Below are 26,645 nucleotides of genomic sequence, written 5' to 3' on the forward strand. Positions count from 1 at the left end.
AACTCACTCTGCTGCCGCCCCGGCGCTGACTTCAGACCGAACGGGATTGTTTCGTTCAATGGTGTTGAAGATGCGATCCAGCCGCTTGCCCTCCTGAAGCATATCTCCGCTTCCAGATGATCGAACAGCGTCAAGGGCCTGTTTATAGAGCCCCTGACGGAGCGTCCGGCAGTAAACGGGCAATTGTTCAGCAGCGATGTTCTGACCATTCATCACATTCTTCGCGACGTCGCTGTTTTCGTTAAAGCAAGACGAATAAAAGAGCACATGCGGCATCGCCGGCAAACTGACCTGACCCATGTTGTAGCTGCCGTCGGCAGCGAACATGAGCGCAACGGTTACGGCTCCGATCACCCCACGCTCCCCTCAAGGCTGATCCCCAAAAGCTTCTGCGCTTCGACCGCGAATTCCATCGGCAGCTGCTGCAGCACTTCCTTGGCGAAGCCGTTGACGATCAGCGCCACCGCATCCTCCTGATTGAGGCCGCGCGACATGGCGTAGAAGAGCTGGTCGTCCGAAATCTTGCTGGTCGTTGCCTCATGCTCGATCTGGGCGGAGGGGTTGCGCACCTCGATATAGGGCACGGTGTGCGCGCCGCATTTGTCGCCGAGCAGCAGGCTGTCGCACTGGGTGAAGTTGCGCACGCCTTCCGCCGTCGGCCCGACGCGGACGAGGCCGCGATAGGTGTTGTTCGAGCGGCCGGCGGAAATGCCCTTCGACACGATCGTCGAGCGCGATCCCTTGCCCAGATGGATCATCTTGGTGCCGGTATCGGCCTGCTGCATGTTGTTGGTGACGGCGACCGAATAGAATTCGCCCACCGAATTCTCGCCCGCCAGCACGCAGCTCGGATATTTCCAGGTGATCGCGGAGCCGGTTTCCACCTGCGTCCAGCTCACCTTGCTGTTCCGGCCCTGGCAGAGCGCGCGCTTGGTGACGAAATTATAGATGCCGCCCTTGCCCTCGGCATCGCCGGGATACCAGTTCTGGACGGTCGAATATTTGATTTCGGCATCGTCCAGGGCAACCAGTTCGACCACGGCGGCGTGGAGCTGGTTCTCGTCGCGCATCGGCGCGGTGCAGCCTTCGAGATAGGAGACATAAGCCCCCTTGTCGGCCACGATCAGCGTGCGTTCGAACTGGCCCGTATTCTCCGCATTGATGCGGAAATAGGTCGACAGCTCCATCGGGCAGCGCACGCCTTCGGGGATGTAGACGAAGGTGCCGTCCGAAAAGACCGCGCAGTTGAGCGTGGCGAAATAGTTGTCGTGCATCGGCACGACCTTGCCGAGCCACTTCTTCACCATGTCCGGATATTCGCGGATCGCTTCGGAGATGGAGAGGAAGATGACGCCGGCCTTCTTCAGCTCGTCGCGGAAGGTGGTGGCGACCGAAACCGAATCGAACACGGCGTCCACGGCGACCTTGCGGCTGCCTTCGACACCGGCGAGCACCTTCTGCTCCTCGATCGGGATGCCGAGCTTCTCATAGACCTTGAGAATTTCGGGATCGACCTCGTCGAGCGAGCTGAGCTTGGGCTTGGCCTTGGGCGCGGCGTAATAATAAGCGTCCTGATAATCGATCGGCGGCACGTTGAGCTTCGCCCAGTCGGGCGGCGTCATCGTCTGCCACAGGCGGAACGCCTTCAGCCGCCATTCCAGCATCCATTCCGGCTCGTTCTTCTTGGCCGAAATGAAGCGGACGGTATCCTCGTTCAGCCCCTTGGGCGCGAAGTCCTGCTCGATATCGGTGGTGAAGCCCCATTCATAGGTCGACGCCTTCTGCGCCGCCTCGAAGGCTTCCCGGTTGCGGACTTCACTCATGCGGGCACTCCTGCAAGCGTGGCGAGGCTCACCCCGCCGAGCGCGCCCTTTACCGCGCCGTTCACCGCCGTCCAGTGCGGGCGAACACGGCAATCGGCTTCGAGCGCGCAATCATGGCGGCCATGTTCCACGCAGGCCGTCATCGCGATCGGCCCTTCGACCGCCTCGATGATCTCGGCCAGGCTGATTTCAGCCGGCCCCCGGGCGAGGCGGAAGCCGCCGCCGGTGCCGCGCGCGGAGGTGAGCAGGCCGGCGGATGCGAGCTTGCCCATCAGCTTCTGCGCGGTGGGCAGCGGCACGCCGGTTTCCTCCGAAAGCAGGGTGGCCGACAGGCGCGTCTCCGCGTCACTGTGACGCGCAGCCGCGGTCAGCATCACGACCGCATAATCGGCAAGGCTCGAAAGGCGCATGGTCTCCAAATCGGACTGATTCGTTCCGATTGGCAATTGGGGGCGCGATGCGTGCGCGTCAAGGGCAGGATCGCTTGGCTGGCTTAAAGCGTGGCGGGGGCTTCAGCTCAACAGGGTGAGGCGCGGCAGCGTGGAAAGCTTGCCGCGTTCCAGCGTCAGCTTGGTCACCGGGGTCGGCGTGCGCTGGAACTGCAGCGGTGTCAGCCCGGTGAACGTCTTGAACTCACGAATGAAATGCGACTGATCGTAGAAGGCGTCGCCGGCCGCGTCGGCCCAATGGGTGCTGTTCACGAATCGCGCAGCGGCGCGCAGCGCGCGATATTTGCGGGCCAAAAGCTTGGGCGGCGCGCCATAGATCCGCCGGGCCAGCCGCTCGACCTGCCGGCCCGAAACCCCGGTGGCCTTCACCAGCGTGTCGACGGCGGGTGACAGCGCGTCGGTCAGCCAGCGATCGGTGAGATGGGTGAACCAATATGGCGCATCGGCGGCGTCGGCCAGCAAGCCGCGCATGATGGCATCCACCACCGCGATCATGCGCGACGGGCGGTCGTCGAATCGCATCGCGTCGAGCGCGTCTTCCAGCATGCCGCCGAACACATCGACCGCGTCGACCACCAGATCGGCGAACAGGCTGGCATCGTCCTCCACCAGCGAGGCCCAGCCGGCGGGCAGGATGCCGACACCGAAGACGAGCACGGGGCCGACGACATCGAAACGGGTGGCGGCGGTGGTCGGGCCGAGCAGCGAGATTTCCGGCGCGCCGATCACGCGCCCGTCGCCAAAGCCATAGCTGCCCGCGCCCGAGATCATGAAGCGCAACTGCGCGGTGTCCGCCCGCACCAGATCGGCCATCTGCGGCAGATCGGCACGGAAGATATAATAAGCGGAAAGATGACGACGCAGATCGGGGGCCGGCGCGAAATAGCGCAGGCTGACGGCCTGGTCGTATCCGGAACCCCTGTTCCCCACGTCCGTCCAACTCCCCACGTCGTCCGCGACGCACCATCGGTCGCATCATCGACGGGGGTTGTCACGCCCAAAAAAAGGCCCGGCCGGTAAGTGCCGGCCGGGCCAAAGGAAAAGGTCTCTCCATCAATCGATGGTGAGCCCTTCGGGTCGCAAGAAAGGGCCTAGCGCACAATCCTTTGCAGTTATTGGATGGAATCGACTCGATTATTGCGGAAAGGGTCAGCCCGCCTTTCGCGATGCGATCCAGGCATCCACCTGTTCCTCCAGAACGTCGAGCGGAACGGGCCCGCTCTTGAGGACGACGTCGTGGAAACCGCGCACGTCGAATCGGTCGCCGAGCGCCTTCTGTGCCTTGTCGCGCAGCTCGCTGATCTTCAGGCGGCCGATCATGTAGGCCGTCGCCTGGCCCGGATAGACGACATAGCGTTCGATCGCCTTGACGATGCCGCCCGGCGCGTCGGCCGAATTATCCTCGACATATTTGATCGCCTGTTCGCGGGTCCAGCGCTTGTGGTGGAGGCCGGTGTCGACGACGAGGCGGATGGCGCGATGCAGTTCGAGCTGGAGCCGGCCGAAATCGCGATAGGGATCGGTATAGAGGCCCATGTCCTTGGCCAGCTTTTCCGAATAGAGGCCCCAGCCTTCCGAATAGGCCGTCACGCCGCCGAACTGGCGGAAGGGCGGTACGTCCTTCAATTCGGTCTGGATCGTGCGCTGAAGGTGATGGCCGGGCAGGCCCTCATGGTAGAACAGCGCCTCCACCTCGAACAGCGGCATGTCCGCCATGTCGTAGAGGTTGGCATAATAGGTGCCGGGCCGCGAACCATCGGGCGCGGGGCTCTGGTAGAAGGCCTTGCCGGCCGATTTCTCGCGGAACGGCTCGACCCGCTTCACCACCAGCGGCGCCTGCGGCAGCACGCCGAACCACTGCGGCAGCTTGGCCGTCACCCACTGCTTGGCCTTTTCGGTTTCCGCCAGATACAGCGCGCGGCCTTCATCGGTGTTGGGCGCATAGAATTGCTTGTCGGTGCGCATGAACTGGAAGAAGGCCTGCAGGTCGCCCTTGAAGCCGGTCTTGTCCATGATCGCCTTCATCTCGCCATGGATGCGGGCGACATTGTCGAGGCCGATCTGGTGGATCTGATCGGGCGTCAGCGCGGTCGTCGTATAGTTGGACAGGCGCTCGGCATAATAAGCCGCGCCGTCCTTGAAGCGCCACACGCCGTCATCGGTGCCGGCCAGCTTCTCCTGCGCGCCCATTTCGGCGATCAGCCGCGCATAAGCGGGCTTCACCGATGTCGTCAGCGCCTTGGCGCCGGCGGCGACGAGCGCATCCTTTTCGGCCTGCGGGATATCCAGCTTGGCGACCTTGGCCTTGAGATCCGCATAAAGCGGCGCATCGGCGCCCGCATCGAAGGGCGCGCCCTTGATCACGTTCTGCGCGTCCGAGATCACATAAGGATAGACCCATTTCGGTGGCGTCAGCCCCTTGGCGGCGCGCGTCTTCGATTCGGCGATGATCTGGTCGATCGCGGGGCCCAGGCCCTGAAGGCGGCTGACATAGGCTTCGGCGTCGGCCTTGGTCATCACCCGATGGATGTTGATCAGGAAGGCCGGCAGCTGGCTCTGCGCGCCGTTCATCTGGTCGAACGCATATTCATGGTCGCGATAGGGGAAGGCCCGGTCGCGCCGTTCGATCATCTTCTCGAACAGATGGAAGGACAGGCGGTTATTCTCGTCCAGCCTGGCCGGATCGAAGCGCTGGCGCATCTGGGCCACGGCGGCCTGCTGGAGCGCGTGCTGGCGCACCTCGGCGGCATCCGAAAAATCGTTCCACTTGCCATAATCGCCGTCGCGGATGCCGCGATAGGATTTGGTCATCGGCGACAGCGCCAGTTCCGCCTTGTCGAACTCGATGAAGAATTGCTGGATGGCGGCATTCTGGTCGGCCGGGGCCACGGCTGCCGGCGCGGCGGCGGGCGTCTGGGCGGTGGCCGGAACCGTGCCGGCGGCGGCGATCGCGGTCGAAAGGAAAAGCAGCGTGCGGAACATGTCAGCTCCCTGAAGAGATGTTTCGTGTTTTTCTGGTCTGCGGGTGTGTTAGCGCGATGCCACGGCACGTCAAATGGCCGGGCGGCGTAAATTGCATGACGTTGCTGCGATCAGGCGCTAGGCGGCGGCCATGGCCCTTTATCCGATGCTCCGCCCGCTGGTGTTCCGCATGGACGCCGAAACCGCCCATCGCGCGACGATCAGCGCGCTCCGGCTGAAGCCCGCGGGCGCGCGCCCGGCGTCGGACCCCCGGCTGGCGGTGTCGCTGGCGGGGTTGAATTTCCCCAGCCCGGTCGGCCTCGCCGCCGGGTTCGACAAGGATGCGCAGGTGCCCGATGCGATGCTGTCGCTGGGCTTCGGCTTCGTCGAGGTGGGCACGCTCACCCCCTTCCCGCAGGATGGCAATCCACGGCCCCGCTTGTTCCGGCTGGCGGAGGACCAGGCGGTGATCAACCGCATGGGCTTCAACAATGGCGGGCAGGCGGCCGCGCTCGAACGGCTGCTCAAGCGGCGCCATCGCCCCGGTATCGTCGGCGTGAATATCGGCGCCAACAAGGACGCGGCCGATCGCATCGCCGATTATGCCAAGGGCGTGACGGTGATGAAGGGCGTTGCCGATTATCTGACGGTCAACATCTCGTCGCCCAACACGCCGGGGCTGCGCGCGCTGCAATCGCGGCAGGCGCTGGATGAGCTGCTGGCCGGCGTGATGGAAGCACGCGGCGCCGCGCGGCCCCCGGTTTTCCTCAAGGTGGCGCCCGATCTCGAACCCGCCGATATCGATGATATCGCGGCGGTTGCGCATGATCGCCAGCTCGATGCGCTGATCGTCGCCAACACCACGATCACCCGGCCGCCGCTCCGTTCGGTCCATGCCGGTGAAACCGGTGGTCTTTCCGGCGCGCCGCTGCACGATCTCGCCACCCAGCGGCTCCGCGATTTCCGTTCGGCGACCGGCGGCGGCATCCCGCTGATCGCCGCCGGGGGCATTGCCAGCGCCGAACAGGCCTATGCCCGCATCCGGGCGGGGGCGCGCCTCGTCCAGCTCTACAGCGCGATGGTCTATGAAGGGCCGGGCCTTGCCGCGCGGATCGTGCGCGGATTGCCGGCCCTGCTGGCGCGCGACGGGTTTGATCGGATCGAACAGGCGGTCGGGGTCGATTGATCGTTTCTGGCGATCATTATCAGTGGAATGATCGCCTTGACCTTATTGCGAATGGTTCGCATATTGGCGGCGAGAAGGAACCGCCGCCATGTCGCTCGAATATATCAAGACGCTCACCTACCTCGCCATCCACCTGACGGTCGGCTTCACAGTCGCCTATCTGCTCACCGGTTCTGTCGAGATCGCGGGCGGGATCGCGCTGATCGAACCCTGCGTCAACGCCGTCGCCTTCTTCTTCCATGAACGCGCCTGGGCAGGCCGCCTGCACCTGCCGGGTTTCGGCGGGCCAGCGGCGGCCTGAGGGGCGTTCAAGTGGTCAATAGGCGACGGCGCGGGAGGCGGATGGCACCGCCCACTAGGCCAAAGCCGACGATCAGCATCGCCCACGTAGTCGGCTCCGGCACGGCGGCAGGTGAAGTGCGGGTGATTGACAAAAGCGTGGCATCGAACCCCGTCCCCGCGTTCAAATCATAGTAAGTGAACTCACCGCTGGGGCCAGTCGGGCCCACGTCGTCCTCGTCATCAAAATATGAGTATCGAATGAGTTCTGGAAAATCCGTCGGCAATGACGATGTGTTCAGGAAAGATACCAGAGGATCCCAAAGGTAGATTGCAGCGTTCGCCTGAGGCGTCATCGCGATCAGGTAAAAATCTCCACCATCCTCGGTGAAAATATTCACGCCAGAAAAGGCTCTCGCCGAGAAGTCGATGTCTGCAGCACGAAAAGCGAGGTTGATTGATGCGTCCTCAAATGTCGAACCGAACGAGCCTTCGTAGACGTAAGTGGAAGAGGCGTTGAGCTCCTCATCGTATCGGAACTGCCCCGTCACCAGCGTCCCGGTGGGGAGTAACGCATTCGCAACGTCGATTCTCGCAACGAAATCAAATGTTGCGGCAACTGCCGGAACACTGGCGCCAATAAGGCCGAACAAAACGCCCGCAAACACCAAGCCGCGCATGGCATCCCCCCCCCGGATAGCACCTCACCGCACCGCGAGCAGGCACCAACGATGACGGTGCTTAAAGGCAATTAACGATAATAAGCAACTGGCATTCTGGTATTTTCTTGTTACCTTAGCGGATCATCATCGCCCGTAAAGCGCGTCCAGCCCTTCGCCATAGACCTTGCGGATCGCGTGGCGGCGGATCTTGAGCGAGGGCGTCAGCATCTCGTTCTCGATCGTGAAGGCGTCGTCGGCGATCAGGATGCGGCGCACCTTCTCGATCACCGAAAGGCTGGTGTTGACCCGGTCGACGGCGGCCATCAGCGCCTTCTGGAAGCGCGGATCGGTGCGCAGCGCCGCCGCGTCATAAGCGATGCCCTGCGCCGCCGCCCATTCCTTCGCCCAATCCGGATCGGGCACGATCAGGCCGACGAGATGCGGCCTCCGATCGCCGGTCACCATCGCCTGCAGGATTTCGGGTTCGAGCGTCAGCATCCCTTCGACCTTCTGGGGCGCGACATTGTCGCCCTTGTCGTTGACGATGATGTCCTTCTTGCGATCGGTGATGACGATCCGCCCGCAGTCGTCGATATGGCCGACATCGCCGGTGTGGAGCCAGCCATCCTTGAGGACGCGCGCCGTCTCCTCCTCGTTGCGCCAATAGCCGTGCATCACCAGTTCGCCGCGCACCAGGATCTCGCCATCCTCGGCGATCTGCACTTCGACATCGGGCAAAGGCGGCCCCACGCTTTCCATGCGGATGCCCGCCGACGGCCGGTTGCACGATATCACCGGCGCCGCTTCCGTCTGGCCATAGCCTTGCAGGAAGGTGATGCCGAGCGAGTGGAAGAACAGCCCGACTTCGGGATTGAGCGGGGCGCCGCCCGAAACCATCGCCTTCATCCGCCCGCCGAACCGCTTGCCCACCTTGGGCTTCAGCGTGCCGCGCAGGATCAGTTCCATCGGCCAGTCGGCCAATGCCATGCGGCCGGCATAATCCTTTTCGCCGATCGCCAGCGCGCGGCGCAGCAGATAGCGCGAAAGCCGGCCCTGCTTGTCGATCGCCTTCAGCACGCGGGTGCGCAGCACCTCGAACAGGCGGGGCACGACCACCATGATCGTCGGCCGCACCTCCTCGATATTGGAGGCGAGCTTTTCCAGCCCTTCGGAATAATAGATCTGCGCGCCCAGCCCGATCGGGAAATGCTGGCCGCCGGTATGCTCATAGGCATGGCTGAGCGGCAGGAAGGACAGGAAAACCTCGTCCTCCCAGCCGAAATCCTCCGAAATCACCGTCGTGCAGCCGGCCACATTGTGCAGGATCGCGCCATGGTGCTGGCGCACGCCGCGCGGGGCGCCGCCGGTGCCCGATGTGTAGATGATGCAGGCCAGATCCTCGCGCGTGAAATCCGCCGCCGCCTCGGCCGTCGCCACCTCGGTCGGGTGGGCGGCGATCAGGCCGGCCCAATCATGGAAGCGGGCATCGCCCGACTGGCCGATGCGCAGCGGCTCGATGCCGATCACATGGCTGCACGCGGTCGATCGCATCACCGCGGGCATCAGCGCCTTGGCCAGCCTTGCGGTGGAAACGATCACCGCGCGCGCGCCGCTATTCTCCAGAATATGGGCGTGGTCGCGCTCGGTATTGGTGGTGTAGGTCGGCACCGTCACCAGCCCGGCGGTCATGATCGCCAGATCGGCGATGCACCATTCGGGGCGGTTTTCGGATACCAGCATCACCCGGTCGCCCCGCTTGAGGCCGAGGCCGCCCAGCGCCGCCGCCAGCGCCGCGACCTGCCGGGCGGCCTCCGCCCAACTGGTCGCCTGCCATGCGCCGTCGCGCTTCGCCCACAGGAAAGGCGCGTCGCCCTTCACCCGCGCGCGGGTGAAGAACATCGTCACAAGATTGGGGAAATGTTCCAGCTTGCGCATGGCCAAGGCGTGCCTTTTCGGGGGCGTTCATTTTCGCCCCTTGTAACTTGGAATGGTGCCCGGTCCAGTTACGGAAAGCGTGGCTTTGCGATAATAAGCGCGTGGCGGGGCCGGTCGATGCCGGCCGCCCTGATCGCCTATTCCGTCAGGGCCACGCCCTCGCTGCGCGTGTCGGCGGTGCCGCGCCAGCCATTGCCAACGCGTTCGACCGCGTTCAGCTTCGATGCCAGGTCGGCGGGCGATACCGGCTGGCCCAATTTCTCCAGCGCGGGGCGCATCGCATCCAGGCTGGTGCCCTGTTCCACCTGCAGCGCGCCGCCGCCGAAATAGATATTGGGGAGCGCGATCGCCTCGGCCGCGGGCAGCTTCCAGTCGATAAAGCCGACCAGCGCCTTCATCACATGCATGATGATCCGCTTGCCGCCGGCGGAACCCAGCGCCAGCACCACCTTGCCATCGGGGCCGTAGACGATCGTCGGCGACATCGAGGATAGCGGCCGCTTGCCCGCTTCCACCCGGTTGGCGACGGGCGCGCCATTTCTTTCGGGCACGAAGGTGAAATCGGTCAGTTCGTTGTTCAGCACCATGCCGCTGGCGACCAGCTGGCTGCCGAACGGCCCTTCCACCGTCGACGTCATCGACACGACATCGCCATTGCCGTCGACGGCGACGAAATGGGTGGTGCCCGAAACTTCGCCCGAAATCCCCGCGGTGCGCGGCTCGGCACCCGGCGGCGTGCCCGGTTGATAGCGGCCGAGCGAGCGGACGGGCGATATCAAGGCGGAACGCTTGGCCAGATAATTCCGGTCGATCAGTCCGGCGAGCGGAACCGAAACGAAATCCACGTCGCCCAGATAGGTTTCGCGATCGGCATAAGCGAGCTGCATCGCTTCGCCGATCAGGTGCCAGGCGGTGGGGCTGTCCTTGCCGAGCTTCGCCATGTCGAAGCGCTCGATCATGCCCAGCATCTGCAGGATCGTGACCCCGCCCGATGATGGCGGCCCCATGCCGCAGACGCGATAGCCGCGATATTCGCCGCAGACTGGCGCGCGTTCCTTGGCCTGATAGGCGGCAAGGTCGGCCAGCGTCAGCGGCACCGGATGGCGCGGGGCGTTGGTGACGGCGGCGGCGATCGCCGCGCCATGCCGGCCGGCGTAAAAGGCGTCCGGCCCGCCCGTCGCGATGTCGCGCAGCAGGCCGGCAAGCGCGGGGTTGCGGATGATCGTGCCGGCGGGCGCGGCCTTGCCGTCGCGGGTGTAAAGGGCAGCGATCTCGGGGAAATCCTGCCACAGCGGCGATACATAGCCCATGAATCGGGCCATGCGCGGGCTGACGGCATAGCCGTTTTCGGCAAGCCGGATCGCGGGTTCGAACAGCTTTGCCCAGGGCAGCTTGCCCCATTTGCGGTGCGCGTCCGCCATCAGGCGGATATTGCCCGGCACGCCGACCGATTTGCCGCCGGGAAAGGCCTGGCCATAGGCCATCGCCTTGCCGTTCGCCATGAAGCGATCGGCGGTCGCGGCGGCGGGTGCGGCTTCGCGCCCGTCGATGGTGGAAAGCGTGCCCGTCCCGCCGTCATGGTGGACCAGCAGCCCGCCGCCGCCGATGCCCGATGATTGCGGTTCGACCACGGTGAGCGCCAGCATCATCGCCATTGCGGCATCGGTGGCGCTGCCGCCGGCGCGCAGCATTTGGCGCCCCGCTTCCGCCGCACGCGGATCGGCGGCGGTGACGACGCCACCGGCGGCGTTCGCGGCAATCGGGGTGAGGATCAGGGCGAGGAGGAGACAGAGACGGGCGACCATGCGGCCAGCCTTAGAACAGGGGGCGCCGAAAGCGAACCCCGCGCGCGCCGTCATGCTTCCAGTTCGATGTCCCAATAAAGCCAGTCGCGCCAGCTGGTGTGGAGGTAATTGGGCGGGAAGGAACGTCCATGCTCCTGCAGCTGCCAGCTTGTCGGGCGGATCGGTTCCTCGGCCAGCGTCATATGGGCTTCGCGCGGCGTGCGCCCGCCCTTCTTGAGGTTGCAGGGCGCGCAGGCGGTGGCCACATTCTCCCATGTCGTCCGCCCGCCCTGCGCGCGCGGGATGACATGATCGAACGTCAGATCGCTGGTCTTTCCGCAATATTGGCAGGCGAAACGATCGCGCAGGAACAGGTTGAATCGGGTGAAGGCGGGATATTCGGACGGCCGCACATATTGGCGCAGCGCGATCACCGATGGCAGCTGCATGGTGAAATTGGGGCTATGCACTTCGCGCTGATAATGGGCGACGATATCGACGCGTTCGAGGAACACCGCCTTGATCGCGGTCTGCCAGGACCAGAGGCTGAGTGGATAATAGCTGAGCGGCGTGTAATCGGCGTTGAGCACAAGCGCCGGGCAACTGTCCGGATGGCGCAGGAGATCGGGATGATACATGGAACGGACTGTCCTCCCTCTGGTGGAAGACCAGCGGGCGGCTTCGGTCCCGTCGCACTCGGGACGCGATGGCCGAACCGGCTCGCGTCTCCCGACGTCCCGCTTCTACCTCATGATGCGTGACGGGGGCATGACAGCATTGTTCGCGACTCATGGTCAAGAGCCAGTTTTGCCATGAGCGGCATCACCTCGCGTTTCGCGCCCAGCCCCACGGGCGCGCTGCATCTCGGCCATGCCTATTCGGCGATCCGCGCGCATGATCTGGCGCGCGCGGCGGGCGGCCGGTTTCTGCTGCGGATTGAGGATATCGACCCCGGCCGCACGCGCGAGGCGCATATCACGGCGATCATCGAGGATCTCGCCTGGCTCGGCCTCGGTTGGGATGGCGAAGTTGTCCGCCAGTCGGCGCGGCTGGGCCTTTACGCTGCCGCGCTCGATCGGCTGAAGGCGATGGATCTCGTCTATCCATGTTTCTGCACGCGCGCCGAAATCGCGGCGAGCGCGGCGGCGCCGCATGGCGACGAGGCGCCCGTCTATCCCGGCACCTGCCGCCATCTCGATGCCGCGACGCGCGCGGGGCGCATGGCGGCGGAACCCCATGCCTGGCGGATCGCGATGGATGCGGCCGTGGCCCGCGCGGGGCCGCTGGCCTGGCGTGACGACATCGCCGGGGCGGTCGTCGCGGTGCCGGAAAAGCAGGGCGATGTCGTGCTCGCCCGCAAGGATGCGCCGGTTTCCTATCATCTCGCGGTCGTGGTCGACGATGCCGCGCAAGGGATCAGCGATGTGGTGCGCGGGCAGGATCTGTTCGCCGCCACCCATGTCCATCGGCTGCTGCAGGCGCTGCTCGATCTGCCGACGCCGCTTTATCATCACCATGCGTTGCTGGTCGGGCCGGATGGGCGCCGGCTGGCGAAGCGCGATGGCGCGCCGGCGCTTGCCTTGCTGCGCCACGATGGTCAGGACGGCCGCGAACTCGCCGATGGCCTGCGCCGGGGGCAATTCCCCGCTGGCATTTTTGACCAGAAGGCATAGACTAAACCCATTATGGCGGCATTCCTCATCTTCCTCCTGGTGCTCGCAATGGTGGCCACGGTCATCGCGCTGAGCCGCGGTGTCATCACCTTTGCCAAGACCACCGAGGCCGATGTCACCGGCGAAGGCCCCAATCTCAACGGGCAGCGCCAGAACAAGCTGATGCAGGCACGCATCGGCTTTCAGGCGCTGGCGATCATCATCGTCATCCTTTTCCTGCTGATGGCGCGCGGCGGCTGAGGCCGAAGCGGGCGGCGCAGGCGGGCGATGGTTAAGCTCAACAAGATTTATACGCGCACGGGCGACGCCGGCATGACCGGGCTGGTCGATGGGTCGCGCGTGTCCAAGGCCGATGCGCGCATGGCGGCGATCGGCGACGTCGACGAAGCCAATTCGGCGATCGGCGTCGCGCTCCAGCATGTCGCCGATCCGGCCCATGCCGCCTTGCTGTCGCGCATCCAGAACGAATTGTTCGATCTCGGCGCCGATCTCGCCACGCCGGGCGAGGGCGATTTCACGCCGGGCGAAATGGAATTGCGCATCACGGCGTCGCAGGTCGAGCGTCTGGAACGCGAAATCGACATGCTCAACGAAAGCCTCGCGCCGCTGCGCAGCTTCATCCTGCCAGCCGGTCCGGGGCCGATCGCGCTGCTCCATCTGGCCCGCGCCGTGGTCCGCCGGGCCGAACGCTCGGCCGTGGCGGCGGCACGGGATGTCGCGCTCAATCCGCAGGCGCTCGCTTATATCAACCGCCTGTCGGATCATCTTTTCGTTCTCGCCCGGCTGATTGCGTCGCGTGGCGCGGGCGATGTGCTGTGGCAGCCGGGGGCCACCCGCTGAACTGAACCGATGCAACCATGGCGGCGCTGATCCGTTGGGCGGCCATGGCTTTTCGGCGATCCGAGGCGGTGGAACAGGCCGAGGCGGTGGAACAGGTCCGGCCACAGGCCGGGCTGGCCAGTCGCTACACCGCCACCCGCGCGCTGTCGGTCGCGTTGGCCGCACCTTTGTCCGATGCGGATGCGACCGCGCAGTCGATGCCCGATGCCTCGCCCGCCAAATGGCATCTCGCCCACACGACCTGGTTCTTCGAAACCTTCGTGCTGCGCGATCATGCGCCGGGCTACTGCGTCCACGATCCGCGCTGGGCGCATCTGTTCAACAGCTATTATGAAGCGGAAGGGCCGCGCCATCCGCGCCCGCACCGGGGGCTGCTCACCCGCCCCAGCCTGAGCGAGATCGTCGAGTGGCGCAGCTTCGTCGATTATGCGCTTACGGTGGCATTGCCCGCCTTCGACGCGCCGGTCCGCGCGCTCGTGGAACTCGGCATCCAGCATGAACAGCAGCATCAGGAACTGCTGCTGACGGACATCCTCAACCTGTTCGCCGCCAATCCGCTGCTGCCGCCGATCTGGGATGCCGCGCGTGCGTCGGCCCCCGCACCGTCGCCGCAGCCACTGCGTTGGTTCGCGGGGCGGGAAGGGCTGGTCGAGATCGGCCGCGACCAATCCGATCAGGGCTTCGGCTTCGATTGCGAAGGGCCGCGCCACGCCGCCCTGCTCACGCCGCATCTGCTGGCCGAGCGGTTGGTCACCAACGCTGAGTGGCAGGATTTCATCGCCGATGGCGGCTATGTCCGGCCCCAGCTCTGGCTGTCGGATGGCTGGGCCTGGGTGCAGGCGAACGCGATCGACGCGCCGCTCTACTGGCGCCGGGCCGAACCGCGTGGCCCGTGGCGCAGCTTCGCGCTCGATGGCCTGCACAGCCTTCGCGATGGCGATCCCGTCACCCATATCAGCTATTATGAAGCCGATGCCTTCGCGCGCTGGGCTGGCGCGCGCCTGCCCACCGAGGCCGAATGGGAAAGTGCGGGCGCCAACCATGATCCGGCTGCCGGCAATCAGCTCGATGCGGCGGGCGCGGTCCGTCCGCTGGCGGCGGAGGGCGATGGGGCGCTGCGCCAGATGTTCGGCGATGCCTGGGAATGGACGGCCAGCGCCTATCATCCCTATCCGGGCTTCCGCCCGGCGGCGGGGGCCGTCGGCGAATATAATGGCAAGTTCATGAGCGGGCAGATGGTGCTGAAAGGCGGCAGCTGCGCCACGCCGCGCGGCCATGTCCGCGCCTCCTATCGCAACTTCTTCTACCCCCATCAGCGCTGGCAGTTCACCGGCGTCCGGCTGGCGCGGGATCGGTGAGATGGCCGATATAGTCGCGCTCGATCGGCCGTCGGCGACGCTGGCGGCGTTCCGCGCCGATGTGCTGGCGGGGCTTGGCGCGCGGCCCCGGGCGATACCGGCGCGATGGTTCTACGATCGGCGTGGCTCCGAACTGTTCGAGGCGATCACCCGCCTGCCGGAATATTATCCCACCCGCACCGAAACCGCGTTGCTGGCCGAGCGGGCAGGGGAGGTCGCGGCGATCGTCGGGCCGGGCCGCGCGGTGATCGAATTCGGTTCGGGCTCGTCGGCCAAGACGCCTCATCTTCTCGCCGCCATTGCCCCCGCCGCTTATGTGCCGATCGACATATCGGGGGATTTCCTGCGGCAGTCTGCGGATGCGCTGGCAGGGCGTTTTCCCGGCCTGCCGATCCTGCCGGTCGAGGCCGATTTCCTGAAGGCGATGCCGATGCCCGCCGCCGTCGCCGGGCTGCCGCGACTGGGTTTCTTTCCCGGATCGACGATCGGCAATCTGGGCGCCGCACCGGCGGTCGATCTGCTGCGCCGCATGGCCGATGCGCTGGGCGAAGGCGCGATGCTGCTGATCGGGATGGACCGGGTTAAGGCGCCCGAAATCCTGATTCCCGCCTATGACGATGCCGCCGGCGTGACGGCGGCGTTCAATTTCAACCTGCTCCACCGCATCAACCGCGAGCTGGATGGCGATATTCCGGTCGCCGCCTTCCGCCATCGCGCGCTCTGGAACGACTGGGCGGCGCGGATGGAAATGCATCTTGTGGCGGCCGATGACGTGGCTTTCACCGTCGCTGGCCGATCGTTCGAGATCGCGGCGGGCGAGACGATTCATACGGAAAACAGCCATAAATACGGCCCACGGGGCGCCCGCCTGCTGCTCGCGGCCGGTGGGTGGACGCCATTGCGCGAATGGGTGGACGGCGAAGGCCTGTTCGCGCTGCTGCTGGCCGAGGCCCGCCCGCCCGCTTCGGCGCCCTGAACATCCGGGCGCATAATAGAGTCCCGCAATTGCGCGAATGACGATAAGGGGGCGTCATGTCCAAGCTCCCTGTGGTCGCGATCGTCGGCCGGCCGAATGTCGGCAAGTCCACTTTGTTCAATCGCCTCGTCGGCAAGAAGCTCGCGCTTGTCGACGATCGGCCCGGCGTGACCCGCGACCGGCGCGAAGGCGACGCGACGCTGCTCGGCGTGGAATTCCGCGTCATCGACACGGCGGGTTTCGAGGATGACGATCCCGATACGCTGCCCGGCCGGATGCGCCGGCAGACCGAGGCGGCGGTGGAAACCGCCGACGTCGCCCTGTTCCTGATCGACGCGCGTGCCGGCGTGATGCCGCTCGACGAAGAGATCGCCCGCTGGCTCCGCGGCGGCAACACGCCGGTGGTGGTGCTGGCCAACAAGGCCGAAGGCAGGGCCGGCGAAAGCGGCGTGCTCGAATCCTTCGGGCTCGGCTTCGGCGATCCCGTGCCGTTCAGCGCCGAACATGGCGAGGGCCTGGCCGATCTGTTCACCGCGCTCCTCCCTTATGTCGATCGCGACGAAGAGGATTTCGAGGAGGAGATCGAGGAGGATGAGGAGGGCCGCCCGACCGGCCCGCTCAAGCTCGCCATCGTCGGCCGGCCCAATGCCGGCAAGTCGACGCTGGTCAACCGCATGCTGGGCGAGGAACGGATGATTACCGGCCCCGAAGCCGGCATCACCCGCGATTCGATCGCCATCGACTGGGAATGGACCGACAAGGACGGCAATGTCCGCCCGGTCCGCCTGATCGACACCGCCGGCATGCGCAAGCGCGCCCGCGTGCAGGACAAGCTGGAAAAGCTTTCGGTCGCCGATGCGCTGCACGCCGTCGATTTCGCCGAGGTCGTGGTGCTGCTGCTCGATGCGACGCTGGGCCTGGAGGCGCAGGATCTGCGCATCGCCGACAAGGTGCTGCAGGAAGGGCGCGCGCTGATCATCGCGCTCAACAAATGGGACGTGGCGGATAATCCGCCGGCCCTGTTCCAGGGCATTCGCACCGCGCTCGACGAAGGGCTGGCGCAGGTGAAGGGCCTGCCGCTGCTTACCGTCTCGGCGGTCACCGGGCGTGGCATCGACCAGTTGATCGAAGCGGCGTTCGAAACCCGCGAAGCCTGGTCGAAGCGGATCTCCACCGGCCAGCTCAACCGCTGGTTTGAAAAGGCGATCGAGAAGAATCCGCCGCCCGCGCCCGGCGGCCGGCGGATCAAGCTGCGCTATCTGACCCAGGCCAAGACGCGGCCGCCCGGCTTCATCCTGTTCGGCACGCGGGTGGATGAATTGCCCGAAAGCTATCGCCGCTATCTGGTCAACGGCATCCGTCGCGATCTCGGCTTCGGTGCCGTACCGGTGCGGTTGACCATGCGCGCCCCCAAAAACCCCTTCGATTCCTGAGCGTGATCGTCGTCGATGCCCGGGGGATGCGCTGTCCCTGGCCTGCCTTGCGCCTGGCGAAAGCCGTGCGGGAGGCGGGCGCGGGCGCATCGGTGCGGGTGCTGGCGGATGATCCCGCCGCGCCGCGTGAAATCGCGGCGCTCGCCGGCCAGCATGGCTGGCGGATCGAGGAAGAGGACGCGGCGCTGATCATTTTCGCCTGATCCGTTGGCCGCCGCGTCAACGCGGCCTTTACGATTTTCGGGCAATGGACGCTGGCGTGAATATGGCAGCGGCCAGTGCAAGGGGAGCGGAAATTGGCCAGTGATATGGGCACCTTGGTCGATTGGGGGGTCTTCTCTCGCACGCGGACCGAGCTTGGCGCGGGCTTTGTGCGGATTCTCGGCTATTTCCGGGAAGACGGCACCAAGGCCATCGGCGCGATCGAGGATGCGATTCGCGCGCGCAACGCCACCGCCATCGTCATCCCGGCGCATACGCTGAAGGGCGAATCGCTCCAGTTCGGCGCGCAGCCGCTGGCGGAACTCGCCGAACATATCGAAAAGGTCGCGCGTCGTTGCGTCGAGGCCCGCAACGAGCCGGATGAACTGCTGCCCGACGTCGTTCGGCTGCGCCCGCTGTTCGAACAGACCATGGCCCAGATCGACCGCGAGGCGAGCCCGCTGATGCAGCGGCGCAATGCCGCCGGCTTCGGCCGCCGCACGCCCACCACCTTCGGCCAGGGCTGAAGCCGGCGCAGGGCTTGCCAGCGCCAGGCCGCGATGCTCAGACGGGCCGTCGATGACGGAGCACGGCCCATGACACCCTGGATATGGCTTGGCGGTTCGATCGCGCTGGAAATCGCGGCGACGTCGTTTCTGAAGGCATCGGAAGGCTTTTCGCGCCCGGCTTATGCGGTGGCGGCGCTCGCGCTCTACGGCGCCTGTTTCTGGCTGCTGTCGTTCACGCTGATGCGGATTCCGGTGGGGGTCGCTTATGCGATCTGGTCGGGCATCGGGATCGTCGCGATCGCGTTGATCGGGTTGGTCGCGTTTCGCCAGCCGCTGGCGCCGCTGCAATGGGGCTGCATCGCCCTGATCGTCGTGGGCGCGGTGGGGTTGAACCTCACCACGCCGCACGATGCGAAAGCTGCCGATCAGCGCGTCGGAACCGGCTCCGGCCCCGAATAATCGTAGAAGCCACGGCCGGTCTTGCGGCCCAGCCAGCCGGCTTCGACATATTTCACCAGCAGCGGGGCCGGGCGATATTTGGGATCGCCGAAATCGTCCTGCAGCACCTTAAGGATCAGCAGGATCGTATCGAGGCCGATCATGTCGGCCAAGGTCAGCGGGCCCATCGGGTGGCCGAGGCCGAGCTTCACGCCCTTGTCGATATCGACGATCGAACCGACGCCTTCACCCACCGCGAAAAAGGCTTCGTTGAGCAGCGGCAGCAGGATGCGGTTGACGACGAAGCAGGGCGAATCCTGCGCGATCACGGTTTCCTTGCCGACGCGCTTGGCGAAGTCCTGCGCCACCGCGACGCTGGCATCGGACGTGGCAAGGCCGCGGATCACCTCCATCAGCGGCATCAGCGGCACCGGATTGAAGAAGTGCATGCCGATGAAGCGCGACGGATCGACCGACGCCTGCGCCAGCCGGGTGATCGAAATCGACGAGGTGTTCGACGCGAGCACCGCATCGGGGCCCATCACCTTGCCGACATTCTGGAAGATCACGCGCTTGATGTCCTCGCGCTCGGTCGCCGCTTCGATGACGAGGCCGGCCGTCGCCATCGGGGCGAGATCGCCGATCGCCTGAATCCGCGCCACGGCGGCGTCGGCGTCAGCGGCGTCGAGCTTGCCCTTCTCGACCTGCTTGCCAAGGATCCTGGCGATGCCGGCCTTGCCCTTGTCGGCCAGTTCTTGCGACACGTCGGACAGGAAGACGGTGTAGCCCGCCTGTGCCGCCACCTGGGCAATGCCCGCCCCCATCTGGCCCGCGCCGATCACGCCAATGCTGTCCATCGTCCTGTCCTTCCGTCGCTTGATCGCGGCTGCGGATAAGGGAGGATGCGGGCGAAGGGAAGCTGGCGATCGATCGGGGCGGGGGAAAGCGTTTCAGCCGCGCAACTGCGCGGCCGCCCGCGCGGCGGCTTCGATCTTCGCCTTGTCCGGCGCCCCCTTGGGCACCACCCAGCTTCCGCCGACGCACTTCACCGCCGGGATCGCCAGCCAGTCGGCGGCGGTCGCTTCGGTGATGCCGCCGGTGGGGCAGAAGCGGGCGGTGTGGAACGGTGCGGCCAGCGCCTTCAGCGCGGGGATGCCGCCATTGGCCTCGGCGGGGAAGAATTTGAAGCGGGTCAGGCCAAGGTCGAGCCCGCGCATGATGTCCGCCGCGGTGGCGATGCCGGGCAGGAAGGGGACACCGCTCTTCACCGCGGCCTTGCCCAGCGTCTTGGTCAGCCCCGGCGACACGATGAAGCGCGCGCCGGCATCGACCGCGGCTTCGAGCTGATCGGGATTGAGCACCGTGCCGGCACCCACCACCGCGCCGTCCACCTTCGCCATCTCGCGGATCACATCCAGCGCGGCCGGCGTGCGCAGGGTCACCTCCAGCGCGCGCAGCCCGCCGGCGACGAGCGCCTCGGCGATCGGCCGGGCATCCGCGATATTGTCGATCACCAGCACCGGCACCACCGGGGCGAGTTCCATCACCTCGTCGATCGTCATGTTCGGTCCCATATTTGGAGCGATTTCAAAGCCGATGGCATCCTCTGCCGGCTCGGAAATCGCGGCCTGATATCCAATCTCTTCAGAGCCCTGCGCCCGCCAGCATCGCGGAGGCGCCCTGTTCCGCGCCGTCGGCGGTGTGGCGCATGAAGGCGAACAGTTCGCGCCCCGTGCCGATCGGCGGCGGCGGCGGCACCACATCCTCGCGGGCATTCCATTCGGCGTCGTCGACCAGCGCGACCAGCGCGCCGGTGGTGGCGCAGACGCGCACCATATCGCCATCGCGCAGTCTGGCGAGCGGGCCGCCGCCCAGCGCCTCGGGCGTGATGTGGATCGCGGCCGGCACCTTGCCGCTGGCGCCGGACATGCGCCCGTCGGTCACCAGCGCGACCTTGAAGCCCTTGTCCTGCAATACGCCCAGTGGCGGGGTCAGCTTGTGCAATTCGGGCATGCCGTTGGCGCGCGGCCCCTGGAACCGCACCACCACCACCACGTCGCGATCGAGTTCGCCCGCCTTGAACGCGCGGTTCACGTCGTCCTGATCGTGGAACACGCGCGCCGGCGCCTCGATCGTCCAGCGTGACGCGTCGACTGCGCTGGTCTTGATCGTCGCGCGGCCGAGATTGCCTTTCAGCAGCCGCATGCCGCCGTCGGGCTGGAACGGGCTGGCCACGGGGCGCAGCATCCCTTCATCCAGCGGTTCGGCCGGGGCCGGCTGCCAGCCAAGTTCGTCGCCGGCCAGCACGGGATCGGCCGCATAGGCGGCAAGGCCGCCCTGCCAGATCGTCAGGATGTCGCCATGGAGCATGCCGGCGTCGAGCAGGGTCGAGATGACATAGCCCATGCCGCCCGCCGCCTGGAAATGGTTCACGTCGCCCGATCCGTTGGGATAGACGCGCGCGACCAGGGGCACGGCGGCCGAAAGCCGGTCCATATCCTCCCAGTCGATGATGATCCCTGCCGCCCGCGCGATGGCGGGCAGGTGGATGGCGTGGTTCGTCGAACCGCCGGTGGCGAGCAGGCCGACGGCGGCGTTGACGATCGCCTTTTCGTCGATCACCCGGCCGATCGGACGGTAATCGTCGCCATTCCAGCCGATTTCGGCGAGCCGGTGGACGGCGGCGCGGGTCACTTCCTGTCGCAGCTTGGTGCCGGGGTTGATGAAGGCCGCGCCGGGCACATGCAGGCCCATCACTTCCATCATCATCTGGTTCGAATTGGCGGTGCCGTAAAATGTGCAGGTGCCCGCGCCATGATAGGATGCCGCTTCGGCCTCCAGCAATTCCTCGCGGCCGACCTTGCCTTCGGCGTAAAGCTGGCGGACGCGCTGCTTCTCCTTGTTGGCAAGGCCCGATGGCATCGGCCCGGCCGGCACCAGCAGCGTGGGCAGATGGCCGAAGCGGAGCGCGCCGATCAGCAGGCCGGGGACGATCTTGTCGCAAATGCCCAGCAGGGCCGCGCCTTCGAACATGCCGTGGCTCAGCGCGACGGCGGTCGAAAGCGCGATGACGTCGCGGCTGAACAGCGACAATTCCATGCCGCGCTGGCCCTGCGTCACCCCGTCGCACATCGCCGGCGTGCCGCCCGCCACCTGCGCGGTGACGCCAACCTCGCGCGCCCAGATCTTCATCCGGTCGGGATAGCCGGCATAAGGCTGATGGGCGGACAGCATGTCGTTATAGGCGGTGACGATGCCGATATTCATCCGCCCGCCCGCCCGGATGACGCCCTTGTCCTCACCCGCGGCGGCGAAACCGTGGGCGAGGTTGCCACAGGATAGCAAGGGCCGGTCCACCCCGCTGTCGCGCTCGCGCTCGATCAGGTCGAGATAGGCCCGCCGGGTCGGCGCGGAACGCTCGACGATGCGGGCCGTGACGGCGGCGACTTCGGGGTGGATCGTCATTCGGCGGACCAGTGGATGTCGATGGGGAGTTCGGTATCGGCGAGCACGCGGCCGATCGGCACGGACGACAGGGGGCCGTCCTCGATCGCCTTTTCCAGCACCTTGCGCTTGGCGTCGCCGTTCACGGTGATCAGCAGGGTGCGGGCCGAAAGGATCGCCGCGCGGGTCAGGCTGACGCGCGCCACCGGCGCTTCCTTGGGCAGCGGATCGGGCATTACGCCCACGGCGCGGCGGGCATTGGGGCCGTTCAGCGCCTCGTCGAGATCGGGGCCGGGGAAGATCGAGGCGGTGTGCCCGTCGGCACCCATACCCAGCCACACCAGATCGGGCGGCCAGTGCAGTTCCTGGAGCCGCGCGTCGGCCGCCTTGCCGGCCGCGTGGTGATCGGCCGCCGCCTCGCTGACGATGGGCAGCACGCGCGCGCCCAGCGGCAGGAAGGTCTTGGCGATCGTCGCGACATTGCTCAGCGGGTCGCTCACCGCGACCAGCCGGTCGTCGGTGGGGATGATGGTGACGTTCTTCCACTTGATCTTCGCCGCGGCGAGCTTGGCGAAGATCGGCGCGGGGGATTTGCCGCCCGGCAGCGCGATCAGCGCCTGCCCGCGCGCATCCAGTGCGCTTTCGATGATGAAGCCGACGTCGCCCGCGACGGCCTCGGCCATCTCGTCTGCGTCGTCATACTCCCACCATTCCGCTTCAATCATGCCAACTCACTCCATCACGTTCGGTCAGCGCGATCGCTGCCGACGGGCCCCAGGTGCCCGCCGGGTAGCTCTTGGGCGTCATCCCGTTCGCCGTCCAGCCATCGCGGATCGCATCGATCCATTCCCATTGCGCTTCCACCTCGTCGCGGCGCACGAACAGGGTGGGATCGCCTTCGATCAGGTCCAGCAACAGCCGTTCATAGGCGATCCGGCGGCGGTGCCCGGCAAAGGCGGTCGTCAACGACAGATCGAGCGGCACTTCGCGCAACCGGATGCCCTCGCGGTCGAGCCCGGGCTCCTTCGCCATCACCAGAAGCCGGATCTCTTCTTCCGGCTGCAAGCGGATGACGAGCTTGTTGGCCTGCAGCCGCCCGCCGCGTTCGGCGAACATCGAATGCGGCACCGGGCGGAACTGGATGATGATTTCCGATTGCCGCGTCGGCATCCGCTTGCCGGTGCGCAGGTAGAAGGGCACGCCCTTCCACCGCCAGTTATCGACATGCGCCTTGATCGCGACGAAGGTTTCCGTGTCGGATGGCTTGCCCAGTTCGTCCACATAGCCCGGCACCGGCGCGCCGCCGACGGCGCCCTTTGTATATTGGCCGATCACGGTGTGGGCCGTGGCGGTCTCGCGATCGATCTTGCGGAGCGAGCGCAGCACCTTCACCTTCTCGTCGCGAACGGCGCGCGCGTCGAAATGGGCGGGCGGCTCCATCGCCACCAGTGCGAGCAGCTGGAGCATATGGTTCTGCACCATGTCGCGCAGGCTGCCGGCGCCATCGAAATAAGCGGTGCGGCCTTCCAGCCCCACCGTTTCCGATACGGTGATCTGGACATGTTCGATCCCGCTCGCATTCCACAGCGGTTCGAACATCAGGTTGGCGAAGCGCAGCGCCAGCAGGTTCTGTACGGTTTCCTTGCCGAGATAATGGTCGATGCGGAAGGTCCGCTCCTCGGGGAAGACCGCCGCCACGGCATCGTTGATCATGCACGAGGATTGCAGATCGGTGCCCAGCGGCTTTTCGAGGCCGATGCGCACATGGTTGCCGGCGAGCCCGGCGGAGGCGAGGCCCGCGATCGTCGGCTTGAACAATTGCGGCGCGGTCGACAGGAAGATGGCGAGATCGCCGTCGCGCGCGGCGCCCACCCGTTCGCCGAGCGCGGCGAAGCCCGACGGGTCCGACGCGTCGAGCGAGACATAGATCAGCCGTTCGAGAAATCCGTCCAGCGCGGCCCGGTCCATCCGGTCGGTGGGGACATATTTCTCCAGCGCGTCGGCGGCCAGCTTGCGATAGGCGGCGTCGTCCAGGTCGCTGCGGGCGGTGCCGATAATGGTCAGGTCGGGCGCGATCAGCCCTTCGGCATGGAGTGCAAAGAGCGACGGCAGCAGCATCCGCTGCGCCAGATCCCCCGTTGCGCCGAACAGCAGCAATCCTTTCGCCCCGCCTGTCATATGAGTCCTTTTCGGCTATCGCGGCCATTATGCCGCGGGGCGGTATGTCTGCGCGTTCCGGGCGCGTCCGTCAAAGCCCAAACCACGATATTCAGGCGATTGATGACAATTTTCGCGGGCAGGATAGAAGCGCCCGGATGAGCCGGTCTCCCCTCCGCTGGCGCGACGAGATTCGCGCAACCCTGGCGCTGGCCTGGCCGCTCGTGCTCACCAATCTCGCGCAGGCGGCGATCCATGCCACCGACGTGATTCTGCTCGGCCGGCTCGGCGCGCGCGAACTCGCGGCGGGCGCGCTCGGCACCAATCTGATGATGGCCTGCGTGGTGATGGGCAGCGGGCTGGTGATGGCGGCGTCGCCGATGATCGCCAAGGCGGTCGGCGCGCGGTTCAACGCGGTGCGCGACGTGCGGCGCACCGTGCGTCAGACGATGTGGGCGGTTGTCGTCGCCGTGTTCCCCCTGTGGATCGTGCTGTGGCATGGCGAGGCCGTCTTGCTATTGCTCGGCCAGGAACCCGGGCTCGCGGCGGCCAGCGGCGATTTCCTGCGCGCGATGATGTGGGGCCTGCTGCCCTATATGTTCTATCTCGTGCTGCGCGTGTTCGTCGCCGCGCTCGAACGGCCGGGCTGGTCGCTGCTGATCGCGCTGGGCGGCGTCGTCGCCAATGCGCTGATCAATTATGGCCTTGTGCTCGGCGGGTTCGGCATGCCCCAGCTCGGGCTGGTCGGTGCCGGCATCGGATCGTCGATCGCCAACTGCCTGATGTTTCTGGGGATGACGGTGGTCGTCCTCACCCATCCGCGTTTCCGCCGCTTCCACCTGTTCGGCAATTTCTGGCGGCCGGATTGGGTCCGCTTCCTCGCAGTCTGGCGGCTCGGCCTGCCGATCGCGGTGACGCTGGGGCTGGAAGTGACGGTGTTCAACGCGGCGATGTTCCTGATGGGGCTGCTCGGCCAGGACGCATTGGCCGCCCATGCCATCGCCATCCAGATCGCCAGCGTCAGCTTCATGGTGCCGCTCGGCCTTGCGCAGGCGGCCACCGTGCGCGTCGGGCTGGCCGTCGGGCGGCAGGATGCGGCGGCGATCGGCCGGGCTGGCTGGGCGGCATGGGCCCTCGGCGTCGGTTCGATGGCGGTGATGGGGCTGGTGATGATCGCGGCGCCCCATATGCTGATCGGCGCCTTCATCGATGCCGACAATCCCGCCAATGCCGAAGTGGTGCGGCTGGCGGTGACCTTCCTCGCGCTGGCGGCACTGTTCCAGATCGTCGATGGCGCGCAGGCGGTGGGCGCGGGCATGCTGCGCGGCCTGCATGACACCACCGTCCCCATGATCTTCGCCGGTGTCGGCTATTGGCTGATCGGGCTCGCCTGCGGCGCCTGGCTGGCGTTTCGCGCGGGCTGGGATGGTGTCGGCATCTGGGCCGGGCTGGCGCTTGGCCTTGCCATCGTCGCGGTGCTGATGACGGGGCGGTGGGCGCTGCGCGAACGGATCGGGCTGGTCGATCCGAGCTGGGGGAGAGGCTAGGCGCCGCCTAGAAGCCGCCGCCCCAGCGATATTGCAGCGCCAGGCCGATCAGGTCGAAATTGTTGCCGGTGCGTGCCGAAACGCCCGTGCTGGCATTGGCCTTGATCGAAAAATGGCGGGTGACGGGCAGTGCGCCGGTGAGCCCCACGCGCCAGTTGCGCTGCAGGTTGCGGTCGGAAATGCTGTCGATCCGGGTCGTGCCGCCGGTGAAATAGGTGGCGTCGGCGGCGATCCACGGGCCCGATGGCAGCGCATGGACCAGATGGGCCTGCGCCGCATAAAGCGTATCCTGGCTGCGCGTCCGGCCGCCGTTGAAATCGTCATTGTCGCCATAGAAGGTGGCGGCGGCCGAAAATTCGGTGATCCAGCGGCCCCATGTCTTGGACATGCCGATCTCCGGCTTCACCGACCAGCGGTTCGCGCCAAGGTTGATCAGGCGTCGGCTGTCATATTGCCCGGCGGGAATCGCCACCTGCACGCTGGCCGCCACCAGAAAATCCTGCCGATACTGGCGGAACGCCGCCATATCGAGCGCGGGGGCGCCATGCAGGAAAACCGAAACCCGCATTGTCGGGTCGCCCAGGCCGTCGACCCGGCGGTCGACCGGCGCGCCGTCGAAGCGGGCTGAGCCTGAAAGCCGGCTATAGGGCAGCACGACATCGACCTTGCCCGACGTCCCCCAGAAATCGAGCGTCCGGGCATAAGCGAGTGCGACGCTGCGGACCTTCAACCGGGCATTGGTGACGGGCAGGGACGGATCGATCGAAAGCCCGCCATCGCTGTCGCTCAGCCCGAGGATGAGGAAGTTCACCCCCACCGGGCCGGGGGAATAAGCGCGTGGCTCGATGCTCTGCGCCTGCGCGGGCAGGCCATGCAGGACGGCGCATCCCGTTGCCAGCGCGATTGTGCGGATGCCCCTGCCCATGATCGCGCGATGGTAGATGGCGGCGCGATATGCGCCATCGGGTTTTATCCCGACCGCCCTTGCGG

General features: G+C 66.2%; 27 protein-coding genes. 12 read left to right on the top strand and 15 right to left on the bottom strand.

Annotation, left to right across the window (positions count from 1 at the left end; translation table 11 throughout):
- Positions 1–3: 3 nt before the first annotated feature.
- The 5 genes from CHB74_RS09150 to CHB74_RS09170 all read right to left on the bottom strand — a co-directional run bounded on the left by CHB74_RS09150 (position 4) and on the right by CHB74_RS09170 (position 5,254).
- The gene (locus CHB74_RS09150) at positions 4–354 is read right to left on the bottom strand and encodes a hypothetical protein (RefSeq protein WP_089219334.1); all 351 of its coding nucleotides are present in this window, start codon (positions 352–354) and stop codon (positions 4–6) included.
- On the bottom strand, positions 351–1,823 hold the full coding sequence (sufB, locus tag CHB74_RS09155) for a Fe-S cluster assembly protein SufB (RefSeq protein WP_089219335.1): 1,473 nt from the start codon (positions 1,821–1,823) through the stop codon (positions 351–353). Before sufB ends, CHB74_RS09150 begins: the two co-directional genes overlap by 4 nt.
- Positions 1,820–2,233: an SUF system Fe-S cluster assembly regulator gene (locus CHB74_RS09160; protein ID WP_089219336.1), complete on the bottom strand. Its 414-nt coding sequence runs from the start codon at positions 2,231–2,233 to the stop codon at positions 1,820–1,822. The genes sufB and CHB74_RS09160 overlap by 4 nt, the downstream gene beginning before the upstream one ends.
- A 102-nt stretch (positions 2,234–2,335) precedes the next feature.
- A complete protein-coding gene (locus CHB74_RS09165; protein WP_245842772.1) occupies positions 2,336–3,202 on the bottom strand; it encodes a helix-turn-helix domain-containing protein in 867 nt (288 codons plus the stop codon).
- Between the two features lie 219 nt (positions 3,203–3,421).
- The gene (locus tag CHB74_RS09170) at positions 3,422–5,254 is read right to left on the bottom strand and encodes a DUF885 domain-containing protein (RefSeq protein WP_089219338.1); all 1,833 of its coding nucleotides are present in this window, start codon (positions 5,252–5,254) and stop codon (positions 3,422–3,424) included.
- A gap of 130 nt (positions 5,255–5,384) precedes the next feature.
- Between CHB74_RS09170 and CHB74_RS09175 the strand changes: the two genes are divergently transcribed.
- Complete coding sequence (locus CHB74_RS09175) at positions 5,385–6,419, top strand: quinone-dependent dihydroorotate dehydrogenase (protein WP_089219339.1); 1,035 nt, start codon at positions 5,385–5,387, stop codon at positions 6,417–6,419.
- Between the two features lie 88 nt (positions 6,420–6,507).
- Positions 6,508–6,720, top strand: coding sequence for a DUF2061 domain-containing protein (locus tag CHB74_RS09180; protein ID WP_089219340.1), 213 nt, complete (start codon positions 6,508–6,510; stop codon positions 6,718–6,720).
- A gap of 7 nt (positions 6,721–6,727) precedes the next feature.
- Here CHB74_RS09180 and CHB74_RS22415 read toward each other — a convergent pair whose 3' ends face one another.
- From CHB74_RS22415 to CHB74_RS09200, 4 genes are all read right to left on the bottom strand, one after another.
- Positions 6,728–7,378 (bottom strand): PEPxxWA-CTERM sorting domain-containing protein, encoded by a 651-nt coding sequence (locus CHB74_RS22415; RefSeq protein WP_089219341.1) that lies wholly within the window; start codon positions 7,376–7,378, stop codon positions 6,728–6,730.
- 126 nt (positions 7,379–7,504) lie between these two features.
- Complete coding sequence (locus CHB74_RS09190) at positions 7,505–9,295, bottom strand: AMP-dependent synthetase/ligase (RefSeq protein ID WP_089219342.1); 1,791 nt, start codon at positions 9,293–9,295, stop codon at positions 7,505–7,507.
- Between the two features lie 137 nt (positions 9,296–9,432).
- Positions 9,433–11,100, bottom strand: a complete 1,668-nt coding sequence (gene ggt, locus CHB74_RS09195) for a gamma-glutamyltransferase (RefSeq protein WP_089219343.1) — start codon at positions 11,098–11,100, stop codon at positions 9,433–9,435.
- Between the two features lie 50 nt (positions 11,101–11,150).
- Positions 11,151–11,717 (bottom strand): HNH endonuclease, encoded by a 567-nt coding sequence (locus CHB74_RS09200; RefSeq protein ID WP_089219344.1) that lies wholly within the window; start codon positions 11,715–11,717, stop codon positions 11,151–11,153.
- A gap of 174 nt (positions 11,718–11,891) precedes the next feature.
- Between CHB74_RS09200 and gluQRS the strand changes: the two genes are divergently transcribed.
- The 9 genes from gluQRS (at position 11,892) to CHB74_RS09245 (ending at position 18,528) form a co-directional block, all read left to right on the top strand.
- Positions 11,892–12,752 carry a tRNA glutamyl-Q(34) synthetase GluQRS gene (gene gluQRS, locus CHB74_RS09205; protein WP_089219345.1) on the top strand — a complete coding sequence of 287 codons (861 nt, stop codon included), beginning with the start codon at positions 11,892–11,894 and terminating at the stop codon, positions 12,750–12,752.
- A 12-nt stretch (positions 12,753–12,764) separates the two neighbouring features.
- Entirely contained in the window at positions 12,765–12,992 is a 228-nt protein-coding gene (locus CHB74_RS09210) for a twin transmembrane helix small protein (protein ID WP_089219346.1), read from the top strand.
- 27 nt (positions 12,993–13,019) lie between these two features.
- Positions 13,020–13,592, top strand: coding sequence for a cob(I)yrinic acid a,c-diamide adenosyltransferase (locus CHB74_RS09215; RefSeq protein ID WP_089219347.1), 573 nt, complete (start codon positions 13,020–13,022; stop codon positions 13,590–13,592).
- Between the two features lie 44 nt (positions 13,593–13,636).
- Positions 13,637–14,950: an ergothioneine biosynthesis protein EgtB gene (gene egtB, locus CHB74_RS09220; protein WP_089219453.1), complete on the top strand. Its 1,314-nt coding sequence runs from the start codon at positions 13,637–13,639 to the stop codon at positions 14,948–14,950.
- A 1-nt stretch (position 14,951) separates the two neighbouring features.
- The gene (egtD, locus tag CHB74_RS09225) at positions 14,952–15,926 is read left to right on the top strand and encodes an L-histidine N(alpha)-methyltransferase (protein WP_089219348.1); all 975 of its coding nucleotides are present in this window, start codon (positions 14,952–14,954) and stop codon (positions 15,924–15,926) included.
- Positions 15,927–15,982: 56 nt separating this feature from the next.
- A complete protein-coding gene (gene der / locus CHB74_RS09230) occupies positions 15,983–17,359 on the top strand; it encodes a ribosome biogenesis GTPase Der (RefSeq protein ID WP_089219349.1) in 1,377 nt (458 codons plus the stop codon).
- Positions 17,356–17,562 carry a sulfurtransferase TusA family protein gene (locus tag CHB74_RS09235; RefSeq protein WP_089219350.1) on the top strand — a complete coding sequence of 69 codons (207 nt, stop codon included), beginning with the start codon at positions 17,356–17,358 and terminating at the stop codon, positions 17,560–17,562. The genes der and CHB74_RS09235 overlap by 4 nt, the downstream gene beginning before the upstream one ends.
- Before the next feature lie 105 nt (positions 17,563–17,667).
- On the top strand, positions 17,668–18,087 hold the full coding sequence (locus tag CHB74_RS09240; RefSeq protein ID WP_089219351.1) for an Hpt domain-containing protein: 420 nt from the start codon (positions 17,668–17,670) through the stop codon (positions 18,085–18,087).
- A gap of 69 nt (positions 18,088–18,156) precedes the next feature.
- Positions 18,157–18,528, top strand: coding sequence for a DMT family transporter (locus CHB74_RS09245; protein WP_089219352.1), 372 nt, complete (start codon positions 18,157–18,159; stop codon positions 18,526–18,528).
- Here the strand turns inward: CHB74_RS09245 and CHB74_RS09250 are convergent.
- The 5 genes from CHB74_RS09250 to zwf form a co-directional block, all read right to left on the bottom strand.
- Positions 18,495–19,364: a 3-hydroxybutyryl-CoA dehydrogenase gene (locus CHB74_RS09250; RefSeq protein ID WP_089219353.1), complete on the bottom strand. Its 870-nt coding sequence runs from the start codon at positions 19,362–19,364 to the stop codon at positions 18,495–18,497. The two genes, CHB74_RS09245 and CHB74_RS09250, sit on opposite strands and share 34 nt — an antisense overlap.
- 93 nt (positions 19,365–19,457) lie before the next feature.
- Positions 19,458–20,069, bottom strand: coding sequence for a bifunctional 4-hydroxy-2-oxoglutarate aldolase/2-dehydro-3-deoxy-phosphogluconate aldolase (gene eda / locus CHB74_RS09255; RefSeq protein ID WP_179220779.1), 612 nt, complete (start codon positions 20,067–20,069; stop codon positions 19,458–19,460).
- A gap of 82 nt (positions 20,070–20,151) precedes the next feature.
- Entirely contained in the window at positions 20,152–21,972 is a 1,821-nt protein-coding gene (edd, locus tag CHB74_RS09260; protein ID WP_089219355.1) for a phosphogluconate dehydratase, read from the bottom strand.
- Positions 21,969–22,676 carry a 6-phosphogluconolactonase gene (gene pgl, locus CHB74_RS09265; protein ID WP_089219356.1) on the bottom strand — a complete coding sequence of 236 codons (708 nt, stop codon included), beginning with the start codon at positions 22,674–22,676 and terminating at the stop codon, positions 21,969–21,971. The genes edd and pgl overlap by 4 nt, the downstream gene beginning before the upstream one ends.
- Positions 22,669–24,129, bottom strand: a complete 1,461-nt coding sequence (gene zwf, locus CHB74_RS09270; protein WP_089219357.1) for a glucose-6-phosphate dehydrogenase — start codon at positions 24,127–24,129, stop codon at positions 22,669–22,671. The genes pgl and zwf overlap by 8 nt, the downstream gene beginning before the upstream one ends.
- A 137-nt stretch (positions 24,130–24,266) precedes the next feature.
- On the opposite strand from zwf, the gene CHB74_RS09275 reads away from it, so the two are divergent.
- Positions 24,267–25,655 (top strand): MATE family efflux transporter, encoded by a 1,389-nt coding sequence (locus CHB74_RS09275; protein ID WP_089219358.1) that lies wholly within the window; start codon positions 24,267–24,269, stop codon positions 25,653–25,655.
- Between the two features lie 7 nt (positions 25,656–25,662).
- Here the strand turns inward: CHB74_RS09275 and CHB74_RS09280 are convergent, their stop codons facing one another.
- The gene (locus CHB74_RS09280; RefSeq protein ID WP_089219359.1) at positions 25,663–26,580 is read right to left on the bottom strand and encodes a transporter; all 918 of its coding nucleotides are present in this window, start codon (positions 26,578–26,580) and stop codon (positions 25,663–25,665) included.
- Positions 26,581–26,645 lie beyond the last annotated feature (65 nt).

This window comes from Edaphosphingomonas laterariae, assembly GCF_900188165.1.
Lineage (GTDB): Bacteria > Pseudomonadota > Alphaproteobacteria > Sphingomonadales > Sphingomonadaceae > Sphingomonas_E > Sphingomonas_E laterariae.